Genomic DNA, 22,830 nt, shown 5'->3' on the forward strand with positions numbered 1-22,830 from the left:
ACGCCACGAAATAGTCCGTCCCGTCAGAAGCTACCGAGGGGCGGGACTGGTCGGTTGCCGCCGTGGAGACGGCGATGTCCGTGGGTGTGGGGTCGAGCACCGTCCCATCCGAGGCCACGCGCGTTCCGTAGATGTCCCAGTCCGCGCCGCTTCGGCCATCATACCACGCCATGAAATAGTCCGTCCCGTTCGAAGCCACGGAGGGATATTGTTGGGCGCCTACCGCCGTGGAGACGACAATGCCCAAGAGGTCGAGCACCGTCCCATCCGGGGCCACGCGCGTTCCGTAGATGTCGGCGCTCCCGCCGCGGAGGTCATGCCACGCTACGAAATAGTTCGTTCCGTTCGAAGCTACCGAGGGGTCGTACTGTTCGCCTGACGCCGGCCCAATCACCGGACTCGGCTCCACCAGAAACTCCGGCCCCACCGTCGGGTCAATCAGGATGGGATACCGGGCGGAGGCTATAAACCCTGCGGGAATCTCCGCTACCAGTTCCAGAGTTTGCGGGTTTGCGAGTTGCGAGTTTCGCAGATCCTCAACTCGGTAACTCTCAACTCGATAACTTGTTCCTCCGCTGTCAGCCACGGTTACGTTGGATAAGGTGACCTGGCCTTCCTCTCGCCAGGCCGGAAACACCAGTCCCTCCGGAAATACCTGCGGCTCGCCCGCGGCTCGGATCGCAAGACGCACGCGCAACGCCGAAGCCTCGGGGCTGAGCGGCCCGTCGATCGTCCAGTAGATTTCTATCCCGTCCTCGCCGCGGTTTCGCACGTAAGGCGTAACGCCGCCGCGCGCTTCGCCTTTGAGAAGTCCGGGCGCGTGCTCCTCCAGGCGGCCTTTTCCAAACACCGTCTGCGTATTGCCTCCCCCTTCGAAGCTCACCGAAAGAATCTCGAAATCAGGTTTTTCCTTACTTCCTTGAGCGAAATATCTTAACCCGTTTACATCAATCTCCGCCTGAAAGCGCGGCGTGCTGTGGGTAAAACGGCCTCCCTTGGAAGAAAACGGACGCTCGCCGCGTGCTTCGGCGCGGAATCCTTGGCGCGGAGTTTCTTCGGGAAGGCCGCGGTTCTTCCTTACCGTGCGGATGACTTCGTTTACGTCGAAGGGAACGTTGGCTATCTCGACTTCCCCTCCAACCTTCGGCGGGCCTTTCCCTGCGGGCGCGGGCGCTTCACCTCCCCATACGGCCGAGACGGCCGCCAGCGTGAAGCCAATCCAAGTTGCCGCTCTTTTCATTTCGTGGTTCCCTTCCTATCATTTCAGTATAGATACTCCGCCTCTGCGAATCAATCGCGGCGAGCAACAGCGGGGCGCTTCAACGCTCCGCGGCGGCCGCCAGCCGGTAGAAGCTCAGCACGGACTGGCCGTAGGCGCGGGTGCGGACTTGTTCCAGTATGCCGTTGGAAACGCGGGGCGGCATGGGTCGCTTCTTGTGGTGGTGGATGGTGACGAGGGACGAGGCGTCGAGCGTGCCGCTTTCGGCGAGAAGCGCAAGCAGGGACTCGTGGTGGGGATAGTCGTAGGGCGGGTCCACGAAGGCAAGTTGGAAAGTCTCCCCGCGCACGGCGAGGCGCGAGATGCCCTCTTTCGCGTCGAGGGGGAGGATCTCGAACGCGTCGTTTTCCACGCCGGGCGCCGTCGGGCGCATGCGGATGTGGGGGTCGTAGGGCAGAAGAAGCCGCACGTGCTCGAGGTTGTGCTCGAGAACCGCCTGGGCGTCACGGCGCTTTTCCACGAAGACGACCCGCCGCGCCTCACGCGACAGCGCCTCGATACCCATCGAGCCCGAGCCGGCGAAGAGGTCCAGAAAATTGCTCCCCGCCACCTGCCCCTGCACGATGTTAAAGTAACCCTCCTTGACGCGGTCGAGCGGGGGCCGCACGCCGCGTCCGGGGGGCGCCTGGAGCTTCCGCCCGCGAAACTTTCCCGTGATGACGCGCATCCCCTCCAGTATGACGGGCGGGAAACGGGCGGTCAACGTGCGGGGACTCGTCGGGTTTGAGAGAGTCTGTTGCTTGGCTGGCCGAGGCGCGGTGCGCTACAATGCTTCTCTATCCTCCGTCCCGCTCTCCGAGCGGAATTGCGGAGTAAGAACTTTCAGAAAAAAGGGTCATGGCATCCCAGGCGAATCAAGACGTCAAAGCGCGACGTGAAAACGCCCGCCCCTCCGGCTTTTTCGCCATGCCGCGCGGCGAGCTCGTCTTCCTCGTGGCGCTCGTTGCGGCGTCCACGCTCGGCTTTTTGACCATGAAGAGCTCGGTGACGCTCGCCGGGATGGCGCTCTTCGGGTGGTGGATGGCGGCGCTGATGTTCCTGGGTCCGCTCGCGGCGCTGATTCTTCTCTGGCTCGGCCCGGGGAAGCGCAAGGAGGACTCGTGAGAGGGTTCGAGGCGAGCATCGTCCTCGTCTACCTCTTCGCGTGCGTGGCGATAGGGCTCTTCGCCTCACGGCGGGCGCTCGGCTCGAGCGCCGAGTACTGGGTCGCGGGGCGGCGCATCGGGACGGTCATGAACTCGCTGGCCATCATGGCCGCCCTCGCGAGCGGCGGCTCCTTCGTGGGCATACTGGGCCTTGCCTACAGCAAGGGCGTGCCCTACGCGTTCAGCCTGTTCGCGGGCGCGATCCTGGGCTTCCCGCTCGCGGCGCTTCTGGTGGCGAAGCCCCTGCGAAACTTCGGCCGCTTCACGGTCACCGATTTCCTCGCCGCACGCTTCCCCCACGGGGTTGTGCGCACCCTCGTGCCGGTCCTTATCGTCGCGACGTTCACGATGTACACCGTCGCACAGATGAAGACGGCGGGCCTCGCCGCCAGCTTTCTCTTCGGCATCTCCTTCAGGTCCGCCGTCACGCTCAGCGCGCTGGTGTTCATCCTGTACGTCTCCATGGGCGGGATGCTTGCCGTGACGTGGACGGACATGCTGCAGGGCTTCCTGATGCTGAGCGTCGTCTGGGGCCTAGGCGGCGTACTGATAGCGCGCTACGGTACGCCGGCGCACCTCATGGAGCGGGCGGTCGGGGTGGCGCCCTCCCTGGGAACGGTCGCGGCCGCTCCCGCCTCGAGCTACATCGGCTCCTTCGTCATCTGGTCGGCGGCCATCTGCATCATTCCCCACATCATCATGCGCGTCTACACGGCGAAGGACGCCCACGGCGCGCGCCTGTCGCTGAACGTCGCGATGCTTCTCTACAGCCTCATGATAATAATGACGCTCCTGGTGCTCGTGCCCGTCGGGAAGACCGTACTTCCCGCCTTGAAGGACGCGGACATGCTCTTCTTCGGCCTGGTGGACAACGTCCTCGGCCCCGTCATGCGCGGCTTCGCCGTCGCGGCCCTCATGGCGAGCGTCATGAGCACGACGGACGCCCTTCTGCTCGCGTGCAGCTCGGCCATCGGGCACGACCTCCTTGGAGGATGGATCAAAAGGCGCGGCTCGGAAAAGCTAGCGTCCCGCGTCGCGTTCGCCTCGACGTGGGCCGTAGGGCTTTTGGCCATGGTTTTGGCCTACGATCCCCCCGAGCTCATCACCCGCTACTACACGGAAGCCGTCGGGCTTCTCACGGCGGGGCTTTTCGTGCCGACCGTGGCCGGCCTCTGGTGGAAGCGTGCCAACACGGCGGGCGGGGCCGCGGCGCTCGTGACGGGCGCCGCCGTTTTCCTCGCGGGCCGGCTCCTGCCGGACACACCCTCTTTCGCCTCCATCCTGTACGCCCTTCCCGCGAGCGCCGTCGCCATGGCGATAGGAAGCTACCTGGGGTGCCCGCCGGAGAAGGCCTTGCTCGACCGGATGGCGGAGCTCCATCGCTAGCGGCGGGTGCGTCCCTCCCCGCCCTGTGCTATGATGTAGTCCACGCCCATGCTTGCCAAGGTTTACGTCAAGATGAAAGAGAGCGTCCTCGACCCGCAGGGGAAGGCCGTTCTCGGATCGCTCCACTCGCTCGGGTACAAGGAAGCGCGGGACGCGCGCGTGGGGCGCTACATCGAGGTCCGCCTCGAAGGCGTTGCGCGCGAGGACGCCGAGCGCCGCCTGCGCGAGATGTGCGAAAAACTCCTTGCGAACCCCATCATCGAGGACTACCGGTTCGAGATAGAAGAAGATAAATAACCCCGTCACCAAAACACAGGAGACGCCCGCCATGGCGAAAACCAAGCCTTACTCCCTTTCGCGCTACCGCCTGGACAGACTTCCTTTTTTCGCGACCATGGGAATCGACCTTCACTGTCGGAGCGTGGCCATAAACGCGCTTCACTTCAAAAGGGGTCAGGGACTTTCCGCCTTCCACAAACACCGAAGGCAGGAGGAAGTGTACATCGTGCTCTCGGGCTCGGGCGTCATCCGCTTGGACAACAAAACGGTCAAGCTGCGAAAGGGGGACGCCGTGCGCGTCGCTCCGGGCGTGTCGCGCGCCATCGGCAACCCTTCCTCACCGGACTGCGTGTTCCTGGTGGTCGGGGCGATGCCCCACAAGGTCAAGAAAGGGAAGTTCGAAGTCATCCCGGACGGCATCTATCAGGAAAATCGCCGAACGGGCTACCACACCCCGGAAAAAGTCGTGAAGGAATGGGAAGAGGAATGAGCCCCGGAACGGGAGAGCGCGGGCGGGAATGAAATTCGGCGTCGTCGTTTTTCCCGGCTCGAACTGCGACCACGACGTCTACCACGTGGTGAAGAAGGGGTTCGGCCACGAGGCCGTCTGGCTCTGGCACAAGGACGAAAGCCTCACGGGGGTGGACTGCGTCGTTCTTCCCGGCGGCTTCTCCTACGGCGACTACCTGCGGAGCGGCGCCATCGCGCGTTTTTCCCCCCTGATGGAGAAAGTCGTGGACTTCGCCGAGGGGGGCGGCCTCGTGCTCGGCATCTGCAACGGGTTTCAGATTCTTCTCGAAGCGGGGCTCCTTCCCGGCGCGATGCGCCGCAACAGCGACCTGCGCTTCATCTGCGACACGGTGACCCTTCGACTGGAGACCGTGGAGACGCCGTTCACCGGGAAGGGCTCGGCGGGCAGCCTGTACCGCATGCCCATAGCGCACGGGGACGGAAACTACTACGCCGACGACGCGACGCTCGACCGCCTGGAGCGAAACCGCCAGATCGTCTTCCGCTACGCCGCGCCCGACGGAAGCCTTTCCGAGGAGGCGAACCCCAACGGCTCCGTGCGAAACATCGCGGGCATCGTGAACGAGCGGCGGAACGTCCTCGGCATGATGCCCCATCCGGAGCGTTGCTCGGAAAATATTTTGGGAAACACCGACGGCCGGGTGATCTTCGAGTCGCTCCTGGCCTGAGAGGGCGCATGGGCCCCGCTCTGGTTCCCGTTGCCGAAGCCTACCGCGCGGTCATCGATTCCGTGGAGACTCCGCCCCCCGTGCGCGCGCCGCTCGAGGAGGCGCTCCACATGGCGCTCGCCGAGGGCGTCACGGCGGACGCGGACTCCCCGCCCTTCGACCGCGCGATGATGGACGGCTACGCGCTGCGAAGCGACGACGCGGAGCGAACCCTGCGCGTCGTGGACGTCATCGCGGCGGGCGCGTATCCTCGAAAGGAAATCCGCCGGGGCGAGTGCGCGCAAATCATGACCGGTGCGCCGCTTCCCCCGGGCGCCGACGCCGTCCAGATGGTCGAGAAAACGAAAAAGGCGGACGGGGGGCGCGTCGAGATACTGGAGGCCGCAAAGCGCGGCCGGAACGTCTCGCCGCGCGCCGAGGAGTTTCACAAAGGGGACACGGTCGCGCCCGCGGGCGCGCTCGTCACGCCCGCGGTCATGGCCGTCCTCGCCTCCGTGGGCGCGGCGGAAATCTCCGTCCACCCCAAGCCGCGCATCGCGCTGTTCTCGACGGGAAGCGAGCTCGTGGAAATTTTCGAGACGCCGGAGCCCGGTAAAATCCGGAACACGAACGCATTCTCGCTCCCCGCGCAGCTCCGCGAGGCGGGTCTTTCGGTTTCCGAGAGGAAAACCCTCAGGGACGACCCCGAAGAGATCCGTGCGGCCGTCCGCGCGGCCCTCGAGTCTCACGACGTCGTCGTGCTCACGGGGGGCGTTTCCGTGGGCGAGTTCGACTACGTCGTGGACGCGCTCGAAGATGCGGGCGTAGAGGTGCTTTTTCGCAAGGTCGCCGTCAAGCCGGGCAAGCCCTTAGTGTTCGGCACGGCGCCGGACGGCAGATTAATCTTCTCGCTTCCGGGCAATCCGGTTTCGAGCGTGGTGCTCATGCATCTTTTCGTGCTCCCGGCGCTTCGCAAGCGCCTGGGCGTTCGCCCCTGGGACAACCCGCGCGTCGGGGCCGCGCTCGAGTCTCCGCTCCGCGTCAAGCCGAACGAGCTTACGAAGTACCTGCCGGCCGCCCTGAGCTGCCGTGAGGGGGCGTTCACGGCCGCGCCCGTCGCGATACGCGGCTCGGCCGATATTTTTCACTTCTCCGAGGCGAACGCCCTGGTCGAGGTTCCGCCCGATTCCAGCGGGTGGGAAAAAGGGGAAAAAGCACCGGCGATTCCGCTCGGCGCGTGGACGCGCGCCCTCCTGCGTCCGTAGTGGGACTTCGCCGAGATTTGTGATAAATTAATTCCTCAAACGCTCCCATGCACGGAGCGCAAAAACAACGAAAATGAAATCTTTCCTTAAGACAATCCTGTTTTTGCTCCCGCTGCTTTTCGCGCAGGCGGCCTACGGGGACATCAATTCAGACCTGCTCAAGGCGGCACAGGCCGGTGACACCGTCAAAGTGGAGCAACTGCTTAAAAAAGGCGCCGACGTAAGCGCGAAGAACGAAAAAGGCACGACCGCCCTGATGTTTGCGGCATCGATGGGCCACACCGAGACGGTGAAGATCCTGATTGACGCGGGCTCGGACGTAAGCGCGAAGAACAAAAAAGGCACGACCGCCCTGATGTTTGCGGCACAGGAAGGTCACACCGGGACGGTGAAGATCCTGATTGACGCGGGCTCGGATGTGAACGCGAAACGCCGAGACGGCGGGACCGCCCTGATGGCTGCGGCAGCGAAAGACCACATCGAGACGGTGAAAGCCCTCATAGAAGCGGGGGCGTACGTGAACGCGAAAGACGCACACGGCCAAACCGTCCTGATGCTTGCGGCGTCTGAGGGCCATACCGGGACGGTGAAGACCCTGATCGGCGCGGGCGCCGACGTGAGCAGGAAGAACAACACCGGCCAAACCGCCCTGATGCTTGCGGCGCGGAAGGGCCACACCGAGACGGTGAAGATTCTGATCGAGGTGGATGCCGACGTGAACGCGAAGAACAAGGGTGGCCGGACCGCTCTGATGGCGGCGGCATACGAGGGTCACACCGAAACGGTGAAGGCCCTGATTGGCGCGGGTGCCGACGTGAACAGGAAGGGCAACAACGGCTGGACCGCTCTCATGGGTGCGGCAGTCGAGGGCCACACCGAGACGGTGAAGGCCCTGGTTGAGGCGGATGCCGACGTGAACGCGAAGAACAAAGGTGGCTGGACCGCCCTAAAGTTTGCGGAGACAGAAGGACGCACCGGGATTGTGGAAATTCTTAGACAGGCCGGGGCAGAGGAATGACGGGAACGGTAAACACGATGACCGATTATCGATTACCGATGACCAATTCAATCGGTCATCGGTCATTGGTCATTGGTCATTTTGCTGGAAGCAAATACTTGCCGTGAAATTTCTTTCCCTCCCTCCTCTCGTCCTCGTCGCGCTCTCCGCGCTGCTCTTGGCCGCGGCACTCCCTCCCGTGAACGCGGTGCCTCTCGGGTGGGTGGGGCTCGCGCCCCTGCTCTACGCGGCGGCGCGGGCGCCCCGGGCGCGCGACGCGGCGCTGCTGGGCTTCGCATGCGGGCTCCTGCTGTACGCGCTCACGATGTACTGGGTCGTGGGCGTCATGGCGCGCTACGGCCGCCTTTCCTACCTCACGAGCGTTCTCGTGGCGTGCCTCCTCGTTGCTTACCTTGCGTGCTATGTCGCGGCGTTCGCCGCCTTCGCGCAGGCCGCCGTGAGTCGCGGGGGCCGCGCGGCGCTCTGGACGGCGCCTTTCGCATGGGTCGCGCTCGAATACGTCCGGAACTACTGCATCACGGGTTTCCCGTGGAATCCGCTCGCCCTCACCCAGCACCGCTGGCCAGCGTTAATCCAAGTGGCCTCCCTGGGCGGCATTTACGCTGTCTCTCTGCTCGTCGCCTCGTCGAGCGCCGCCTTGGCCTATGCCATGCTCGCCCTGGCCGAAGCGAGGTCCCGCCGCAACGCATGGGCGGGGGTCGCCGTGTGCGTGCTGATTCCCGTCCTCGCGGCGGCGGGCGGCGCGGTCGCGCTCGGGCACGCCGGGGAAAGTTCCGCGTTCGTCCGCGCCGCCGTCGTGCAACCGAACATCTCGCAGGATGAAAAGCTCGCCGGCAGGGACGCCCTTCGCCAGCTTGAGCGCCACATCGAGCTCTCGCGCGGGACGGCTCCGCTCGCGCCGCGCTACCTCGTCTGGCCCGAATCGAGCGTGCCGTTCACCTACGGGAGTGACGACGTGTACCGGCGGGAGGTGGCCGCGCTCGCAAAGGAAATGAGCGTCTTTGTGACCCTCGGGAGCGTCACGTTCGCCGGAAGTTACGTCCACAACAGCGCCATCACGGTCACGCCCGAGGGGGAGCCGTCCGCGCGCTACGACAAGATGCACCTCGTGCCCTTCGGGGAGTACGTGCCCCTCGGGGAGATTTTGTTCTTCGTCGAGCCGCTCGTCCGCGAGGTGGGAAATTTCCGGCCGGGCCTTTCGCGACCCCTGGGGAAGGTGGGCTATTACCCCTTCGGCACCGTCATCTGTTACGAGATTATCTTTCCCGAGCTGAGCCGCGCCTCGGTCGAGCGCGGCGCGCAGTTCCTCGTCACGATAACGAACGACGCATGGTTCGGACGCTCCTCCGCACCCTACCAGCATTTCGCGCACGCGGTGTTCCGCGCGGTCGAGACCCGCCGCCCCGTCGTCCGCGCCGCGAACACCGGCATAAGCGGCTTCGTGGACGCCTACGGCCGCATCCGGCAGGAAAGCGCCATCTTCGAAGAGACCGCCCTCGTGGAAACCATCCGTCCGCGCGAGGACAAAACCGTGTACGTGCGCTGGGGCGACTGGCTGCCCAAGTTTTCCCTCCTCGTCGCGTTCCTCACTCTCGTCCGGGTCGCGTGGCCGCCGTTGCTCGCCTTTGTGCGCCGCAAGAAGAATGAATGGCTCGGCGGCGACGAGCCCAGGGAAAGCACCCCCCCATGACCCATTGGGGGTCGCTCCTTTTCATCGGCGTTGAAGGGGCGGCCATGACGCCGCCGCTTCGCCGGCTTCTTGAGCGCGTCCAGCCAGGCGGCGTCGTGCTCTTTGAAAGGAACCTACGCACGCCTGCGGCGCTCCGGACGTTCCTTTCGGAAATTCGAAAAATTCTCGACTCGCCCCCCTTCATCGCCGTCGACCAGGAGGGCGGCCCCGTCAACCGCCTCCGCGCGTTCTCCTTTCGCGCTCCCTCGGCGTGGGAAATTTCTCAAACAAACCGGCCCGCCCTCGCCGAGCGGCAAGGCTCCCTCACCGGGCGCGCGCTTCGGCTCCTGGGCGTCAACGTCGACTTCGCGCCCGTCCTGGACTTGTCGCCGCCGGAGGCGGGAAACGGGATCGGCGTGCGCTCGTTCTCAACGCAGCCGGACGTGGCGGCGCGCTTCGCCGCGGCGTTCCTCCGCGGCTTAAAGAAAGAGCGTGTTCTCGGCTGCCTGAAACACTTTCCCGGCCTCGGCGCATCTTCCAGGGATTCCCATCGCGTGCTTCCCACCGTGCGGAAAAGCCGCCGGCGCATCCTGGCGGAGGACGTTTCCCCCTTCGCCCGCCTTTCGGGGCGCGCCCCGTTTCTCATGGTAGGCCACGGCTACTATCCCGCCTTTTCGAAACGGAGGGTTCCCGCCGACCTCGATCCCGCCGTTGGAAGAGTCCTTCTGCGCGGGCGCCTCGGCTACCGCGGGATCGTTCTTTCCGACGACCTTGCGATGCGCGCGGTCCCCGAGTGGGCGCGGCGGAGGCGGCCCGAGGCCTTCCTCCGAGCCGGCTGCGACATGCTTCTGGTTTGCCGCCCCGGGGACGTCGAGCCGACCGCGGCGCGCCTCCGCGAGGCGCTCGGGCGCTGCGACGCCCCGCTGGCCGCCCACCTTCGGGAGAGCCTGAAAAGAATCGCGCGCCTCAAGCGCCGCCTGCCCCCGCCCCCCGGACGCTTTTCCGCGCGCGCCTTCGAGGCGCTCCGGCGCGAGATGGAAATTGTCTGATGCGTTTACCGTTCCGCACCTCCCGTACTTTCCGCACCCCTGGTCTGTCCGCCAGGACAAGCTTCTGCACTTGAGGAGGTGGCGGCGCCTCAGCCTTTTTTTGTAATCTTTTTAAGAAGAGCGGCGGCCTGTTTCGCCTCGGGTTGGCGGTTCAGGAATTCATTGAGTTTCTTGATCGCCGCCCGCTTCATGCCCTGCTCGGCGTAGGTTCTTGCGAGCTCCACCCACGCCTCCTCCATCGTGTCGTCCATGGCGACGGCGCGCTCCAGCGAAGTGACGGCCTTGCGGCGCCACTTCGAAATTCTTCCCTGCGCCCGGCCCAGCAGAACGTAGAAATCCGCCCGTTTCGAATCGGTCCTGGTGGCGGCCGTGCACAGCTGGATGCATGCCCAGTTATCGGATTTCGAAAAAGCTTCGAGCGCCTGTTGGTAGTAGACCCCGGCGAGACGCACCTTGTCCTCTTCCACCGGCGCTTCCTTCAGGCTGGCCGCGGAGCCCAGGTCGTGAAGGAGCTCGGAGCCGCTGGCGTACCGGCTCTTCGGGGCCTTGCTCAAGCACTTCAACACGACCGCGTCGAGAGTTGCTGACACGTCAGGATTCTTGCGGGAGGGTAGCTCAGGCGTCCCCCTGAACTGGGCGCGCATAAAATCAAGCGGCGTCTTCCCCTGGAATGGAAGCTCTCCCGTCAGCATCTCGTACATAACCACGCCCAGCGAGTACAGGTCGGACGCCGAGCTGATCTGCCCCCGCTCGATGTATTCGGGCGCCAGATACCCGAGGGTACCCAGAATCTTGCCCGGGCGCGTGAGGACGCCTCCCCCCATGGCATCGTCGAGCTTCTTGGCCAGCCCGAAATTCGTGATCTTCACGCCCCCGTCTTCTTGAAACAGAATGTTGTGCGGCTTCAGGTCGCGGTGGTAGATGCGCAAACCATGGGCGTAGGTGAGAGCCCTCGCCACCTTGAGCGCAACGACCAGGGCGTGCCCCACGGGAAGCGTTTTCTTCTCCTGGAGGCTCCGGTCGAGGGGCGTCCCCTCGTGCCACTCCATGACCAGGTAGGGAGCCGCATCCGCTCCGCCCACGGCGAAAACCCGGTCGATGTGTTCGTGCTTCATGAGCCGGCAGACTTTTCCCTCGCGCAAGAATCTCTCTTTCGCCTCCACGACCTGTGTCGGGTCGAGGGACGCGGTCTCCAGGGTTTTGATAGCTACCTTCTCGTTCGTTTGCCTGTCAACCGCCTCCCACACGGAGATGGAATCATCCGTTTCGACGAGCTCGAGAAGCTCGTAGCGCTCGTTGACGAGAGCGCCCTTGGCGAAAGGCTTGGGTGCTTCGGCTTCTGGCATGGACGGCGCGCCTTGTCTACAGGAAAAGAGGCTCTTTATTTAAGGGTTACTTTCCAGACACGGAGTATAGCACGGAAACGTTCAAATCAGGAAACGCACGCGCCCCCGGTGGCCGAGAGCAAGTATCCCACCCAAACACTTCGTCGGGGCGAGTCCGAGCGCCGCATCTTTTTGACTTTCCGCCCCGAATTTCCTATGCTTTTTCCGATGCGAAACTATACCGCCGCGTGCGCTTTGGCGCTCGTTCTGGGGTGCGCGCTAGGGTGCGGAGGAGGCACCAGAGCGCAAAAGCCGCCCCGCCCGAGCGAACCTCCGGAAGCGGAAGCGTACGTCAACTTGTACCGCCTTGCCGTCCTTCGCTTCCAGGAGGGCAAACTGGATGAGGCCTCCTACAATTACCGGCAGGCCCTGGAGCAATTTCCCGCGCACGCCGAATCCCACTACGGCCTCGGCCTGTGCCACCTCAGCCAAGGGGAATATAAAGAAGCCCTTGAATCGTTCGAGCTGGCCCTTCACCACCGTCCCGACTACGACGAAGTCTACATCAGCATGGGCATCGTCCATAGCGAGCTGGGAGAACGCGAGAAAGCCGAGGAGGTGCTCCACAAGGCGCTCGATTCCCCGTCCATGCAGATCACGGGCCTGGCCAATTATCATCTCGGCCTCCTGCAGCTTGAGGCCGACGAATACGAGCGCGCGTACTATTCGTTCCGCAAGGCCCTGAGCGATTACCCCGACGCCGTCCTGGTGCACGCCAAGATGGCGGAAGCCCTGGAGCGCATGGGGCGGAACGAAGAGGCCCTCGAGTACTACCTCGAGGCGCTCGAGGGCGAGCCGGGCTCGGCCGAATACACCTACAAGGTGGCCTTGGTTCACTTCCGGTTGAACCATCGCGCCGAGGCGCTGGAGTATTTTAGAAAAACGCTGATCATGGCCCCGAACAGCGAGTACGGAGAGCGGGCGTTTGAATTTTTGAAGATGCTCGGCGAGCGCGAATAGACGCCGGTCCGGGGCACGCTCGAAGATTTGGAAAATTTCTACGGAAGCCTTCGCTGAGGCCCTCCTTTGAAGAATCGAATGCGGACGAAAGCGACGCCGCGAGACGACGCCAAGTACATGGACTGGGCCCTCGCGCTTGCCCGAAAGGGCGCGGGCACCGTGAGCCCCAATCCCATGGTCGGGGCGGTGCTCGTGTCGCCGGCGTCGGGCGGGATCGTGGGCGAAGGCGCCCACGGGCGCGCCGGCGGCCCGCACGCGGAAATCGTCGCCCTCGAGCGCGCCGGCGCCGAGGCGAAAGGCGCGACGCTCTACGTCAACCTCGAACCCTGCGCCCACGAGGGGCGAACGCCGCCCTGCACCGAAGCGCTCGCTCGGGCGGGCGTGAGCCGCGTCGTGGCGGCCATGGCGGACCCGAACCCGGCCGTTTCTGGAAAAGGATTTCAAAAGCTCCGCGACGCCGGGATCGACGTTGACGCTGGCCTGCGAGGGGCCGAGGCGAAGCGGCTCAACGAGGTTTTTACGAAGTTCATCACGACGGGTTTCCCCTTCGTCACGCTGAAGCTCGGTATGTCCCTCGACGGGCGCATCGCCGACGCGAAGGGGGCGTCGCGCTGGGTCACCTCGGAGGAATCCCGAAAGCGCGTGCACGAGATGCGCTACGCCTCGGACGCCCTGCTCGCGGGCGCGGCGACGGTCGCGCAGGACAATCCGCTCCTGACCGTCCGTCTCGACGACGACCGCGCGAAGCCCCTCCTGCGCGTCGTGCTCGATCCCGGGCTCGAGCTTCCCCCGACGCTGCGCCTCTGGGACACGCTCCCGGAGGGAAAAATTCTTCTCGCCGCCGCGGAGGGCGCGAGCCTCGAAGCGCGCGCCTCGTTGGAGCGGCGCGGCGTCGAGGTGCTCGAAATGGGGACCGGGGAACCCGCCGGACAGGGAAAAATTCCCCTGCGCGCCCTGCTCGAGGCGCTCGGGAAGCGGGACGTCACGAGCGTTCTGGTCGAAGGCGGCGCTCGCCTGGCGACCGCCCTGGCGGAGGAAAACCTCGTGGATAAAATCGTGCTGTTCGTCTCGCCGCGCCTCCTGGGCGCGAAGGGACGGCCGGCCTTCGCCGACGGGGACGCGTGGACGCTCGCCGACGCGCCGCGCTTCCGCCTCGAGAGCGTCGAGCGCATCGGCGCCGACGTCATGCTCGAGCTCTACCCCGAGGATGCACGCTGATGTTCACAGGCATCGTCCGCGAGGTGGGAGTGATCGGGAAGGTGAAAAAAGTTCCCAAGGGGCGCGTCCTTTTCATCCGCATGAAGCGGCTCCTCCGCCGGCTCAAGACGGGAGACAGCCTCGCGGTGCACGGCTGCTGCCTGACCGTGACGAGGAAGACCCAGCGCGGCGTTTTCGTGGACATCGCCTCGGAGACGCTCAAGAAGACGACGTTCGGCGCGCTCCGAACCGGCTCGCGCGTGAACCTGGAGGCGTCCATGCGCCCGGGGGATTTCCTGGGCGGCCACTTCGTGCTGGGGCATGTGGACGGCGTCGGAACGGTGCGCCGCCGGTGGCGGGAGGGCGAGTCGCTCTACCTGCGCATCGCCTACCCCAGGGCGCTCGCGCCCTACATGGTCTATACGGGCTCCGTGGCGGTGGACGGCGTGAGCCTCACCGTGGCGAGGGTTTTTCCCAAAAGCCACGCCCTCGACGTCTGCCTCATCCCCCACACGCTGCGCGAGACGACGTTTTCCGGGCTCCGCGTCGGAAGCCGAATAAACCTCGAAGCGGATATTCTGGGAAAATACGTGCTCCGCGCCATGGAGTGCGCCGCCGCGACGCCCCGGCGCGGTTGACGCCCGCCGAAAAAAAAGCTGAAATTTTTCTTCTGGAAACTGGCTAACGATTGCATTTTCGGGTAACATGCCCCCATGGCAAATAAACTCCTAAGCTTCGTCCCCGGTCCCGTCGAAATCCGCAAAGAAATCCTTGATGCCACGGCGCAGATGGAAATGCTCACGCGCCTCGGGGGTTCGCACCGAAGCCCCGAATTCACGGCGTTCTTCAAGGAAGTGCTGGAACGCCTGCGCACCTTCCTCAACACTAAGCACCGTGTCTACGTCTCCACCTCCTCGGCAACGGGCCTCATGGAGGCGGCCATACGGAACGGCGCGCAAAAGCGCGTCGTGAACTTCGCCTGCGGCGCCTTCTCGAAGCGCTGGCACGACATCACCAAGCTCTGCGGCGCCGAGGCGGACCTGGTCGAGGTCGAGTGGGGACAGGCGACGACGCCCGAGTTGGTGGAAAAGCACCTTTCCTCAGGCCGCTACGATGCCATGACCGTCGTGCACAACGAGACCTCGACGGGGGTCATGAACCCGCTCGAGGACATTGCTGCGGTCGCGAAAAAATATCCCGACGTCGTCGTCCTCGTGGACTGCGTGAGCAGCCTCAGCGCCGTCCGCGTGGACATGGACGGCCTGGGGCTCGACATGACGCTCGCCGGCGTGCAGAAGGCCTTCGCGCTTCCGCCCGGCATCGCCGTCTGTACGGTGTCGGAGCGGCTTTTCGAAAAGTCAAAGAATATTCCGAACCGCGGCTACTATTTCAATTTCGAGGAGCTCGAGAAATACGCCCAACGCAACGCGCAGACGCCGACGACGCCCACGATGTCGCTTATCAGCGGCCTCCATGAGCAGCTCGGGCGCATGCTCAACGAGGGCGCCGAGGCGCGCGAGCGCCGCCACCGCGCGATGGCCGCCCGCGTCCAGGACTGGGCGCGGAAGCGCTTCGGTCTTTTCGCCAACGAGAAATACCTTTCCCCCACCATCACGAACGTCCGCAACACGCGCAAGGAGAAAATCTCGACGGACGATTTCCGGAAAGCTCTCCGCGAGCGCGGCCTCCTTATCGCAAACGGCTACGGAAAGCTCAAGGGGGAGTGCTTCCGCGTCGGCCACATGGGCGACCTGACGCTGGAGGAGGTGGACACGCTCCTCCGGACGGCGGACGAGATCCTCGGCGCGTGAAACCCGTCCGCCTCGGCGGGCGTTTCTCCCATGCTCCCATAGCCCGGCCGCATTGAACGGCTTACGGGCGCGTGCTATCTTACAGCCCGATGATTGAAGCCCGTCATCTCACGAAAATCTATCCCGCCCCGAGGGGCGGCACGACCGTCGCCGTGCAGGACATCTCCTTCCACATCGAGCGCGGCGAGGTCGTGGGCTTTCTCGGACCCAACGCGGCCGGCAAGACGACGACGATGCGCATCCTCACGGGCTATCTCACCCCCAACGAGGGGTGTGCCGTCATCGGGGGCTACGACGTGTCGGAGCGCCCCATCGAGGCGAAGCGCCTCATGGGCTATCTTCCCGAGCACCCTCCTCTCTACAGCGACCTCACGGTGAGGGAGTACCTCAAATTTGCGGCGCGCATCAAGGGCGTCGCGCGCCGCAACGTGCGCTCGCGCATGGACTACGTTACGGACGCCTGCGGCCTTTCCGAGGTGTGGGGGCGGCTGATCGGGCACATCTCGAAGGGCTACCACCAGCGCGTGGGAATCGCGCAGGCGCTCATCCACGACCCGCCCATTCTCATTCTCGACGAGCCGACCGCGAGCCTCGATCCGAAGCAGATTGTCGAGATTCGCTCGCTCATCAAGGAGCTCGGCCGCGAGCGCACCATCATCCTCTCAACGCACATTCTTCCCGAAGTCACCGTCACGTGCGAGAAGGTGCTCATCGTCCACCGGGGGCGGCTGCGCGCCGAGGACCGCATCGAAAATCTTCTCAAAGCCGCCGACCGCGTGTGGCTCGACGTGCGCGGCGCCGATTCGGACGAGGCGGTGCGCTCGGCCCTCGAAGGCGTCGCGGGCGTCAAGGACATCGCGGCGCGCGACGGGGGCGTCGAGGCGGCGCTCGAAGACGCGGGCGCCCGCTCGGAGCTCGCCCGCGCCGTCGTCTCGCGCGGCTGGGCGCTCCACGAGATGCGCTCCGCCGCGCGCTCACTCGAGGACGTGTTCCTCGAATTAACGAAGGAAGAAGGTCGATAGCCGACCATGAATAACATCTGGGTCATCGCCGTTAAGGAGTGGAGACAATTCTTCGTTTCCGTCCTTGCCTACGTCTGCGGCGCCGCGCTTTTGCTCTTTGGCGGCTACTTCTTCGGCGTGTTTATGCGCGCCTTTAACGAGTTCTGCCTTCAGGCGTCGGGGTTCGTTGGGCAACCCGAGTTCGAGTACATGACGGAACACCTCAACATCAACGACGTCGTCGTCCGAAACTTCTTCGGCAGCGTGACTGTGATTTTCCTGATTGTTGTTCCCGCGGTGACGATGCGCCTCTTCGCAGAAGAGAAACGCGCGGGCACCGACGAACTGCTCTTTACGTCGCCCATCTCGGACTGGCATCTCGTCGGAGGGAAATACCTGGGCGGGCTTCTGGCGGTGCTTACGCCGCTTGCGCTCACGCTGAGCTATACGGGGTTCCTTGCGATGCATGCCGCGCCCGACTGGGGGCCGGTGTGGACGGGCTACGCGGGTCTTGCGTTCCTGGTGGCGGCGTATGTAGCCGTTGGACTTGCCGCGTCCGCCGCCACGCGAAGTCAACTTGTCGCCTATATACTTGCGTTCAGCGTCCTGCTTTTCCTGCATATCATCGGTTGGGCGGCCGAGTTGTCGAGCTACGAAACGGGGCAGGTCCTGCGCGCACTCTCGTCCATGGAGCATTTCGAGAATTTTTCTAAAGGCGTCGTGGAGATTCGGGACATCGTTTACTTTCTGAGCGTGGCGGCGTTCGGCCTCGTCCTCACGCACCAACTCGTGGCGGCACGGCGATGGAAGGGCTGAGGAATCTTTCCCGGCACTTCGGCTGGCTGGCGCTTCTTTGCGTCGTCGCGGCGGCGTTCTGCTACCGGCTGCTCCTCGACAGCCACCCCTGGAGCGTGACGGCGGCCCTATCGGCGGCGCTTCTCCTGTTCGTCCTCTACGCCGTCTTTCAACGGGAAAGGATCGTAAAAGCGCTCACGCGCGGGCGGACGCAGTCCGCCGTGAACACGCTTGTGGTGGTAGCGGCGTCGCTCGCCATTCTGGGTGTTCTGAACTACCTCGCCGCGCAGCACAACAAGCGCTTCGACCTCACGTCGAGCGGGCTCTTCACGCTCGCCGAGCAGAGCCGGAACGTCGCCCGCTCGCTTGAGGCGCCCGTGGACGTCTACGCCTTCCTCCGCACCGCCGACACCGACTCGAGGCAGGAGTTCGACGACCTGATGGACGCCTACCGGCTCGAGACGCCGCACCTCCGCCCCCGCGTCGTCGATCCCATCGAGCGGCGCGATCTGGCCGAGCTGCACAACATCACGGAGTTCGGAACGGTGGTGTTCGACAAGGCGGGCGACACGAAGCGCACCACGGAGATTTCGGAAGAATCCTTCACGGAGACGCTAATCGAACTCACGACGGGCGAGACGCGGGCGGTCTATTTCCTCGCGGGCCACGAGGAGCTTTCTTTCGAGGACAGCGACGAGATGACCGGGTTCAGCCTCGCCGCGGAGCGCCTCGGGAACATGAACTGCGAGGTGAAGGAATTTTCCCTCATTCCCGATCTGGCCGTTCCCGGGGACGCCGCGGCCGTCGTAATCGCCGCGCCCAGGAAGCCGCTCCTTGACAAGGAGCGCGATATCCTCACGGAGTACGCGGAGCGGCGGGGGGGGCGGCTTCTCGTTCTGCTTGAGCGCTACAGCCCCGCCGAGTGGCGCGAGTGGCTCCTCGGCTGGGGCCTCCGCGTCCTCGACGCCACGGTGCTGGACCCGGTGGGGGCGTCCCTTTTCGGAAATTACTTACTGGCCGCCGCCTCCGGCTACTCGACCACGCATCCCGCGACCGAAGCCTTTTCCGCCGCGGCGTTCCTTCCCATAGCCGTTCCCGTGGAGGCCGACCTGCAGGCCATGAAGGACGAGGTGAGCGGCCATGCGGAGGCGATAGTCTTTACGAGCGAGGCCGCATGGGGCGACACCGACAAGGCGGTCTTTCAGTTCGACGAGGGCGTCGACTTGGAGGGCCCGCTTCCCATCGCCGCCTACGCCCGCGTCGACCCGCCCGCAAGCGAAGCGGAGGAAACCGAGGAACGGCCCGAAGGCCGCGTGATTGTCGTGGGCGACGCCGACTTCGCGTCGAACGGCTACCAGCACCTTTCGGGAAACGCCGACCTTTTCGCCAACTTCGTGAACTGGCTCGCGGAGCAGGAATCGCTCCTCGGCATCGCTCCGAACAAGGCCAAGGCTTCGATGATCGAAATGTCGCGCTCCGAGGTGTTGCTCCTGTTGTGTGTGGTCGTGCTCGGGCTCCCCGGCGCCTCTCTCCTCGCGGGCGGCGTGGTGTGGTGGCGGCGGAGGAATCTCTAAGCGGAAACGCAGGGGCGAGGTTACCTGCCATTGCGTCGCGTGCAGAAGATGCGTTGCGTTGTCTGCACCTTCCGAACCTTCCGCACCATTCTTTCTTTTCGCTCTCCTTGACCGTTCTCCCTTATCCCTCTACCATGGATGTGCGATGACCCGCCTTGCCGTAAACATTGACCACATCGCGACGCTCCGCGAGGCGCGCAAGGGCACGGAGCCGGACCCCGTGGCGGCCGCCGTTCTGGCCGAGCTTGCGGGCGCCCACGGCATCACCGTGCACCTGCGCGGCGACCGGCGGCATATCAAGGAGCGCGACGTGGAGCTCCTGCGCGCAACCATCAAGACGCAGCTCAACATCGAAATGGCCGCGACCCAGGAGATGATGAAAATCGCCGCGGCGCTCCGGCCCGACATCGTCACCTTCGTCCCCGAGCGCCCGAACGAGGTCACCACGGAGGGCGGCCTCGACGCCATGCTCCACGGCGACGCGCTGCGCTCCTTCTCGCAGATTCTCAAAGACGCGGGGATACGCACGAGCATTTTTCTGGACCCGGACCTGGACCAGATCAAGGCCGCACACCGGCTCGGCGCCGACACGGTGGAAATCAACACCCTGCGTTACGCCGCGCACGCCGCTCCCCGGAGCGAGACGCCGCGCCGTTCCGACCTCGCCGAGGAGTTTGAGAAGATACGGGAGGCGGCGCGCATGGCCGTGAAATTCGGCATCCGCGTCGCCGCGGGCCACGACCTCAACTATCGGAACGTCGGGCCCGTGTCGGCCATGGAGGAGGTCGTGGAGCTGAACATCGGCCACGCCATCGTGGCGCGCGCCTCGCTCGTGGGACTCGAGCGCGCCGTGCGCGAGATGCTCGAGGCGATGCACACGGCGTTTTGAGAATCCGGCACCCGTAGCCCCCCTCGGGCTGCGTCTGCGTTGACTGCCTCCCCGAAACTTCCTACAATACAGAGCGAAAGTGCGCATGAAATTTAGAAAATTCTGCCATGGCGAATAACGTAAAGCAGCGTGACTACAAGAGCACGCTCAACCTCCCCCGCACCGAATTTTCCATGAAGGCCCAGCTTCCCCGGCGTGAGCCGGAGCAGCTTGAGCGCTGGGAGGCGATGGGCCTTTACGAAAAGATTCTCGAGGCGCGTCGCGGCTCGCCCGCCTTCGTCCTCCACGACGGCCCGCCTTACGCGAACGGAAACATTCACCTCGGCACGGCGCTCAACAAAATTCTGAAAGACTTTATCGTCAAGGCGAAGACCATGGAGGGTCTCTTCTGCCCCTACGTTCCGGGCTGGGACTGCCACGGGCTTCCCATCGAGCTCAAGGTCGAGGAGGCGATGAGAAAAGAAAAAGGCGCGGAGGGCGCACTTTCCGCGCCTTCCGGTGACAGGCGGCTCGAGGCGCGCCGCCGCTGCCGCGAGCACGCAGAGCGCTTCATCCGCGTCCAGCGCGACGAGTTCAAGCGCCTGGGCGTTTTCGGGGCGTGGGAAAAACCCTACCTGACCATGGATCCCGACTACCAGGCCTCCATCGTCGAGCAGTTCGCGCACTTCTATCTGAACGGAAACGTCTATCGCGGCCGCCGACCCGTCTACTGGTGCGCCTCCTGCGCGACGGCGCTCGCCGAGGCCGAGGTCGAGTACGACGACCACACCTCGCCTTCCGTCTACGTGGCCTTCCCCCTCAAGAAATTCTTCAAAACCGAGCTCGTCGAGCGGAGCGCGTCCGTTCTCATCTGGACCACGACGCCGTGGACGCTTCCCGCGAACCTTGCGATCGCCTTTCACCCGGAGCTTCGCTACGCCGTCGTGCGCGCCGCAAAGGGCGGCGAAGAAAATCTCTACATCCTTTATGAAGGCCTCGTCGAATCGGTGCGCGCCGCGTGCGGGTGGGACGGCGTGGAGGTGCTCGAAACGTTCGAGGGCAAGGAGGCCGAGGGAGGTGCGTGCCGCCATCCATTTATGGAGAGCGATTCGCTTCTCGTGCTCGCCGACTACGTCACGACCGAGCAGGGCACCGGCTGCGTGCACACGGCGCCGGGGCACGGCCTCGAGGATTTTGTCACCGGCCAAAAGTACGGCCTTGAGCCCTATGCGCCCCTCGACGACCGCGGCGTTTTTCTCGAGGGGCCGTGGAAGGGCATGAACGTGTTCGACGCCAACGCGCCCATATGCGCGCGGCTCCGAGAGGACGGATTCCTCCTGGCGCAGTCGGATCTCTCGCACTCCTATCCCCACTGCTGGCGCTGCAAGAGGCCCATCGTCTTTCGCTCGACGCCGCAGTGGTTCATCTCGATGCAGCACGACGGCCTGCGCGAGAAGGCTCTCGAGGCCGTGGCGAAAACGACGTGGATTCCCCCCTGGGGCGAGGAGCGGATGCACAACACCGTCCGGGAGCGCCCCGACTGGTGCATCTCGAGGCAGCGCGCATGGGGCGTGCCCATTCCCGTGTTCTACTGCGCGGGCTGCGAGGAGCCCTACGCCACGAAGGAGACCCTGGCGCGCATTGCGGAGATTTTCCGCGAGGAAGGCGCCGACTCGTGGTATCGGCGCGAGGGGGCGCATTTTCTCCCCCGCGGCGCCGCGTGCCCGAAATGCGGCCATAAGCAATTTCGCAGGGAGGAAGACATTCTCGACGTCTGGTTCGATTCGGGCGCGTCGAGCCTCACGGTGCTCGAGGCGCATCCCGATCTGCACTGGCCCGCGGACGTGTACCTCGAAGGGACGGACCAGTACCGCGGCTGGTTCAACTCGTCGCTCATGGTGGCGCTTCGGGCGCGCGGTGAGGCGCCCTACCGCACCGTCGTCACGCACGGCTTCACGGTGGACGAGCAGGGGCACAAGATGTCGAAGTCCCTCGGGAACGTCATCGCGCCGCAGGAGGTGGAGGAAAAGTACGGCGCCGAGATCCTGCGGCTCTGGGTCGCCATGACCGACTACCGGAGCGACATGGCCGTCTCGCATGCCATGCTGGGCCGCTGCGCCGAGTCCTATCGAAAGATTCGCAACACCTGCCGCTACCTCCTCGGCAACCTCTTCGATTACGAGCAGGGCTGCGCGGGCGAGGAGCTCGAGCCGCTCGATCGGTGGGCGCTTACGCGCCTCGGGGAGTTCGAAAAAACCATGTGCCGCGCCTACGCCGCGTACGAGTTTCACCGGGTCTATCACCTGCTCGTCAACTTCTGCTCCGTGGACCTGAGCGCGCAGTACTTCGACATCCTCAAGGATCGCCTGTACTGCTCCTCGGCGAACGCGCCGGAGCGCCGCTCGGCGCAGCACGCGCTTCACCTCATCGGCGCGTCGCTCGCGCGCCTGATGGCGCCCATCCTGCCGTTTACCGCCGAGGAGGTCTGGCAGAATCTTCCGGCGAAGGAAGGTCGAGAGGAGAGCGTTCATTTAGCAAAATTCAAAAGCTTCGGCCTGGAACGCGACGAGAAATTTCGCGCCCGGTGGGACAATCTCTTCCGGCTGCGGGACGACGCCCTCAAGGCGCTTGAGCTGGCGCGCGCTCAGAAGGCGGTCGGAAATTCCCTGACTGCGAAGGTCGCGCTTACGTGGGACGGCGCGCCGCCCGACTGGGTTCGGGAAGCGGAAAATTTCCTGCCGTCGCTTTTCATTGTCTCGCAGGTCGAAAACGGCTCGAACGAGAATCCTGCTCCGAGAGAGCCGGCGCACCAAAGCGAGAACTTTCCGGGCCTCTCGGTGCGGGTGCTTCCGGCGGAGGGCGAAAAATGCGCCCGCTGCTGGATGCATTCACCCAGCGTGGGCGGCGACTCCGAACATCCCGACGCCTGCGCGCGCTGCGCCGGGGTGCTGGGGGAGCTGGGCGCTTGAAA

Annotated in this window: 21 protein-coding genes; 18 read left to right on the plus strand and 3 right to left on the minus strand. The window is 64.7% G+C overall.

The genetic code is table 11. The annotated features are described in order from the left end of the window. Window positions 1–1,240: hypothetical protein (locus JSV08_04875; GenBank protein ID UCF81748.1), on the minus strand; the 1,240-nt coding region annotated here is incomplete at its 3' end. 79 nt (window positions 1,241–1,319) lie between these two features. Next, window positions 1,320–1,982, minus strand: a complete 663-nt coding sequence (rsmD, locus tag JSV08_04880; GenBank protein UCF81749.1) for a 16S rRNA (guanine(966)-N(2))-methyltransferase RsmD — start codon at window positions 1,980–1,982, stop codon at window positions 1,320–1,322. Window positions 1,983–2,116: 134 nt separating this feature from the next. Between rsmD and JSV08_04885 the strand changes: the two genes are divergently transcribed. From JSV08_04885 to JSV08_04925, 9 genes are all read left to right on the plus strand, one after another. Then, a complete protein-coding gene (locus tag JSV08_04885; GenBank protein ID UCF81750.1) occupies window positions 2,117–2,383 on the plus strand; it encodes a hypothetical protein in 267 nt (88 codons plus the stop codon). Further along, on the plus strand, window positions 2,380–3,810 hold the full coding sequence (locus JSV08_04890) for a sodium:solute symporter family protein (GenBank protein ID UCF81751.1): 1,431 nt from the start codon (window positions 2,380–2,382) through the stop codon (window positions 3,808–3,810). Before JSV08_04885 ends, JSV08_04890 begins: the two co-directional genes overlap by 4 nt. Before the next feature lie 48 nt (window positions 3,811–3,858). After that, window positions 3,859–4,107, plus strand: coding sequence for a phosphoribosylformylglycinamidine synthase subunit PurS (gene purS, locus JSV08_04895; protein UCF81752.1), 249 nt, complete (start codon window positions 3,859–3,861; stop codon window positions 4,105–4,107). Window positions 4,108–4,138: 31 nt separating this feature from the next. Then, window positions 4,139–4,579 (plus strand): cupin domain-containing protein, encoded by a 441-nt coding sequence (locus JSV08_04900; protein ID UCF81753.1) that lies wholly within the window; start codon window positions 4,139–4,141, stop codon window positions 4,577–4,579. Between the two features lie 28 nt (window positions 4,580–4,607). Beyond that, the gene (gene purQ / locus JSV08_04905) at window positions 4,608–5,288 is read left to right on the plus strand and encodes a phosphoribosylformylglycinamidine synthase subunit PurQ (GenBank protein UCF81754.1); all 681 of its coding nucleotides are present in this window, start codon (window positions 4,608–4,610) and stop codon (window positions 5,286–5,288) included. Between the two features lie 8 nt (window positions 5,289–5,296). Continuing rightward, complete coding sequence (locus JSV08_04910; protein ID UCF81755.1) at window positions 5,297–6,532, plus strand: molybdopterin molybdotransferase MoeA; 1,236 nt, start codon at window positions 5,297–5,299, stop codon at window positions 6,530–6,532. A 73-nt stretch (window positions 6,533–6,605) separates the two neighbouring features. After that, on the plus strand, window positions 6,606–7,550 hold the full coding sequence (locus JSV08_04915; protein ID UCF81756.1) for an ankyrin repeat domain-containing protein: 945 nt from the start codon (window positions 6,606–6,608) through the stop codon (window positions 7,548–7,550). Between the two features lie 103 nt (window positions 7,551–7,653). Then, a complete protein-coding gene (gene lnt / locus JSV08_04920) occupies window positions 7,654–9,240 on the plus strand; it encodes an apolipoprotein N-acyltransferase (protein UCF81757.1) in 1,587 nt (528 codons plus the stop codon). Next, window positions 9,237–10,268 (plus strand): glycoside hydrolase family 3 protein, encoded by a 1,032-nt coding sequence (locus JSV08_04925; protein UCF81758.1) that lies wholly within the window; start codon window positions 9,237–9,239, stop codon window positions 10,266–10,268. The genes lnt and JSV08_04925 overlap by 4 nt, the downstream gene beginning before the upstream one ends. Window positions 10,269–10,357: 89 nt before the next feature. Here JSV08_04925 and JSV08_04930 read toward each other — a convergent pair whose 3' ends face one another. Beyond that, complete coding sequence (locus JSV08_04930) at window positions 10,358–11,614, minus strand: protein kinase (protein UCF81759.1); 1,257 nt, start codon at window positions 11,612–11,614, stop codon at window positions 10,358–10,360. Window positions 11,615–11,821: 207 nt separating this feature from the next. Between JSV08_04930 and JSV08_04935 the strand changes: the two genes are divergently transcribed. The 9 genes from JSV08_04935 to ileS all read left to right on the plus strand — a co-directional run bounded on the left by JSV08_04935 (window position 11,822) and on the right by ileS (window position 22,828). Continuing rightward, window positions 11,822–12,613 carry a tetratricopeptide repeat protein gene (locus tag JSV08_04935; protein UCF81760.1) on the plus strand — a complete coding sequence of 264 codons (792 nt, stop codon included), beginning with the start codon at window positions 11,822–11,824 and terminating at the stop codon, window positions 12,611–12,613. Between the two features lie 78 nt (window positions 12,614–12,691). Next, on the plus strand, window positions 12,692–13,831 hold the full coding sequence (gene ribD / locus JSV08_04940; protein ID UCF81761.1) for a bifunctional diaminohydroxyphosphoribosylaminopyrimidine deaminase/5-amino-6-(5-phosphoribosylamino)uracil reductase RibD: 1,140 nt from the start codon (window positions 12,692–12,694) through the stop codon (window positions 13,829–13,831). Further along, window positions 13,831–14,448: a riboflavin synthase gene (locus JSV08_04945; GenBank protein UCF81762.1), complete on the plus strand. Its 618-nt coding sequence runs from the start codon at window positions 13,831–13,833 to the stop codon at window positions 14,446–14,448. Before ribD ends, JSV08_04945 begins: the two co-directional genes overlap by 1 nt. A gap of 75 nt (window positions 14,449–14,523) precedes the next feature. Then, on the plus strand, window positions 14,524–15,621 hold the full coding sequence (locus tag JSV08_04950) for an alanine--glyoxylate aminotransferase family protein (GenBank protein UCF81763.1): 1,098 nt from the start codon (window positions 14,524–14,526) through the stop codon (window positions 15,619–15,621). A gap of 89 nt (window positions 15,622–15,710) precedes the next feature. After that, window positions 15,711–16,643 carry an ATP-binding cassette domain-containing protein gene (locus JSV08_04955; GenBank protein UCF81764.1) on the plus strand — a complete coding sequence of 311 codons (933 nt, stop codon included), beginning with the start codon at window positions 15,711–15,713 and terminating at the stop codon, window positions 16,641–16,643. 6 nt (window positions 16,644–16,649) lie between these two features. Further along, window positions 16,650–17,438, plus strand: coding sequence for an ABC transporter permease subunit (locus JSV08_04960; GenBank protein ID UCF81765.1), 789 nt, complete (start codon window positions 16,650–16,652; stop codon window positions 17,436–17,438). Beyond that, window positions 17,426–18,991, plus strand: a complete 1,566-nt coding sequence (locus JSV08_04965; protein ID UCF81766.1) for a Gldg family protein — start codon at window positions 17,426–17,428, stop codon at window positions 18,989–18,991. Before JSV08_04960 ends, JSV08_04965 begins: the two co-directional genes overlap by 13 nt. Before the next feature lie 145 nt (window positions 18,992–19,136). Further along, window positions 19,137–19,880 (plus strand): pyridoxine 5'-phosphate synthase, encoded by a 744-nt coding sequence (locus JSV08_04970; GenBank protein ID UCF81767.1) that lies wholly within the window; start codon window positions 19,137–19,139, stop codon window positions 19,878–19,880. A gap of 107 nt (window positions 19,881–19,987) precedes the next feature. Next, entirely contained in the window at window positions 19,988–22,828 is a 2,841-nt protein-coding gene (gene ileS / locus JSV08_04975) for an isoleucine--tRNA ligase (GenBank protein ID UCF81768.1), read from the plus strand. Window positions 22,829–22,830: the final 2 nt, after the last annotated feature.

This window comes from Acidobacteriota bacterium, from assembly GCA_020349885.1.
GTDB lineage: Bacteria > Acidobacteriota.

Bases quoted from the DNA above. Each gene is read 5' to 3' on its own strand.
- JSV08_04885 (UCF81750.1), top strand. From the start codon at position 2,117: ATGGCATCCCAGGCGAATCAAGACGTCAAAGCGCGACGTGAAAACGCC.
- purS (UCF81752.1), top strand. From the start codon at position 3,859: ATGCTTGCCAAGGTTTACGTCAAGATGAAAGAGAGCGTCCTCGACCCG.
- JSV08_04900 (UCF81753.1), top strand. From the start codon at position 4,139: ATGGCGAAAACCAAGCCTTACTCCCTTTCGCGCTACCGCCTGGACAGA.
- purQ (UCF81754.1), top strand. From the start codon at position 4,608: ATGAAATTCGGCGTCGTCGTTTTTCCCGGCTCGAACTGCGACCACGAC.
- JSV08_04910 (UCF81755.1), top strand. From the start codon at position 5,297: ATGGGCCCCGCTCTGGTTCCCGTTGCCGAAGCCTACCGCGCGGTCATC.
- JSV08_04915 (UCF81756.1), top strand. From the start codon at position 6,606: ATGAAATCTTTCCTTAAGACAATCCTGTTTTTGCTCCCGCTGCTTTTC.
- JSV08_04925 (UCF81758.1), top strand. From the start codon at position 9,237: ATGACCCATTGGGGGTCGCTCCTTTTCATCGGCGTTGAAGGGGCGGCC.
- JSV08_04930 (UCF81759.1), bottom strand. From the start codon at position 11,614: ATGCCAGAAGCCGAAGCACCCAAGCCTTTCGCCAAGGGCGCTCTCGTC.
- JSV08_04935 (UCF81760.1), top strand. From the start codon at position 11,822: ATGCGAAACTATACCGCCGCGTGCGCTTTGGCGCTCGTTCTGGGGTGC.
- ribD (UCF81761.1), top strand. From the start codon at position 12,692: ATGCGGACGAAAGCGACGCCGCGAGACGACGCCAAGTACATGGACTGG.
- JSV08_04945 (UCF81762.1), top strand. From the start codon at position 13,831: ATGTTCACAGGCATCGTCCGCGAGGTGGGAGTGATCGGGAAGGTGAAA.
- JSV08_04950 (UCF81763.1), top strand. From the start codon at position 14,524: ATGGCAAATAAACTCCTAAGCTTCGTCCCCGGTCCCGTCGAAATCCGC.
- JSV08_04955 (UCF81764.1), top strand. From the start codon at position 15,711: ATGATTGAAGCCCGTCATCTCACGAAAATCTATCCCGCCCCGAGGGGC.
- JSV08_04960 (UCF81765.1), top strand. From the start codon at position 16,650: ATGAATAACATCTGGGTCATCGCCGTTAAGGAGTGGAGACAATTCTTC.
- JSV08_04965 (UCF81766.1), top strand. From the start codon at position 17,426: ATGGAAGGGCTGAGGAATCTTTCCCGGCACTTCGGCTGGCTGGCGCTT.
- JSV08_04970 (UCF81767.1), top strand. From the start codon at position 19,137: ATGACCCGCCTTGCCGTAAACATTGACCACATCGCGACGCTCCGCGAG.
- ileS (UCF81768.1), top strand. From the start codon at position 19,988: ATGGCGAATAACGTAAAGCAGCGTGACTACAAGAGCACGCTCAACCTC.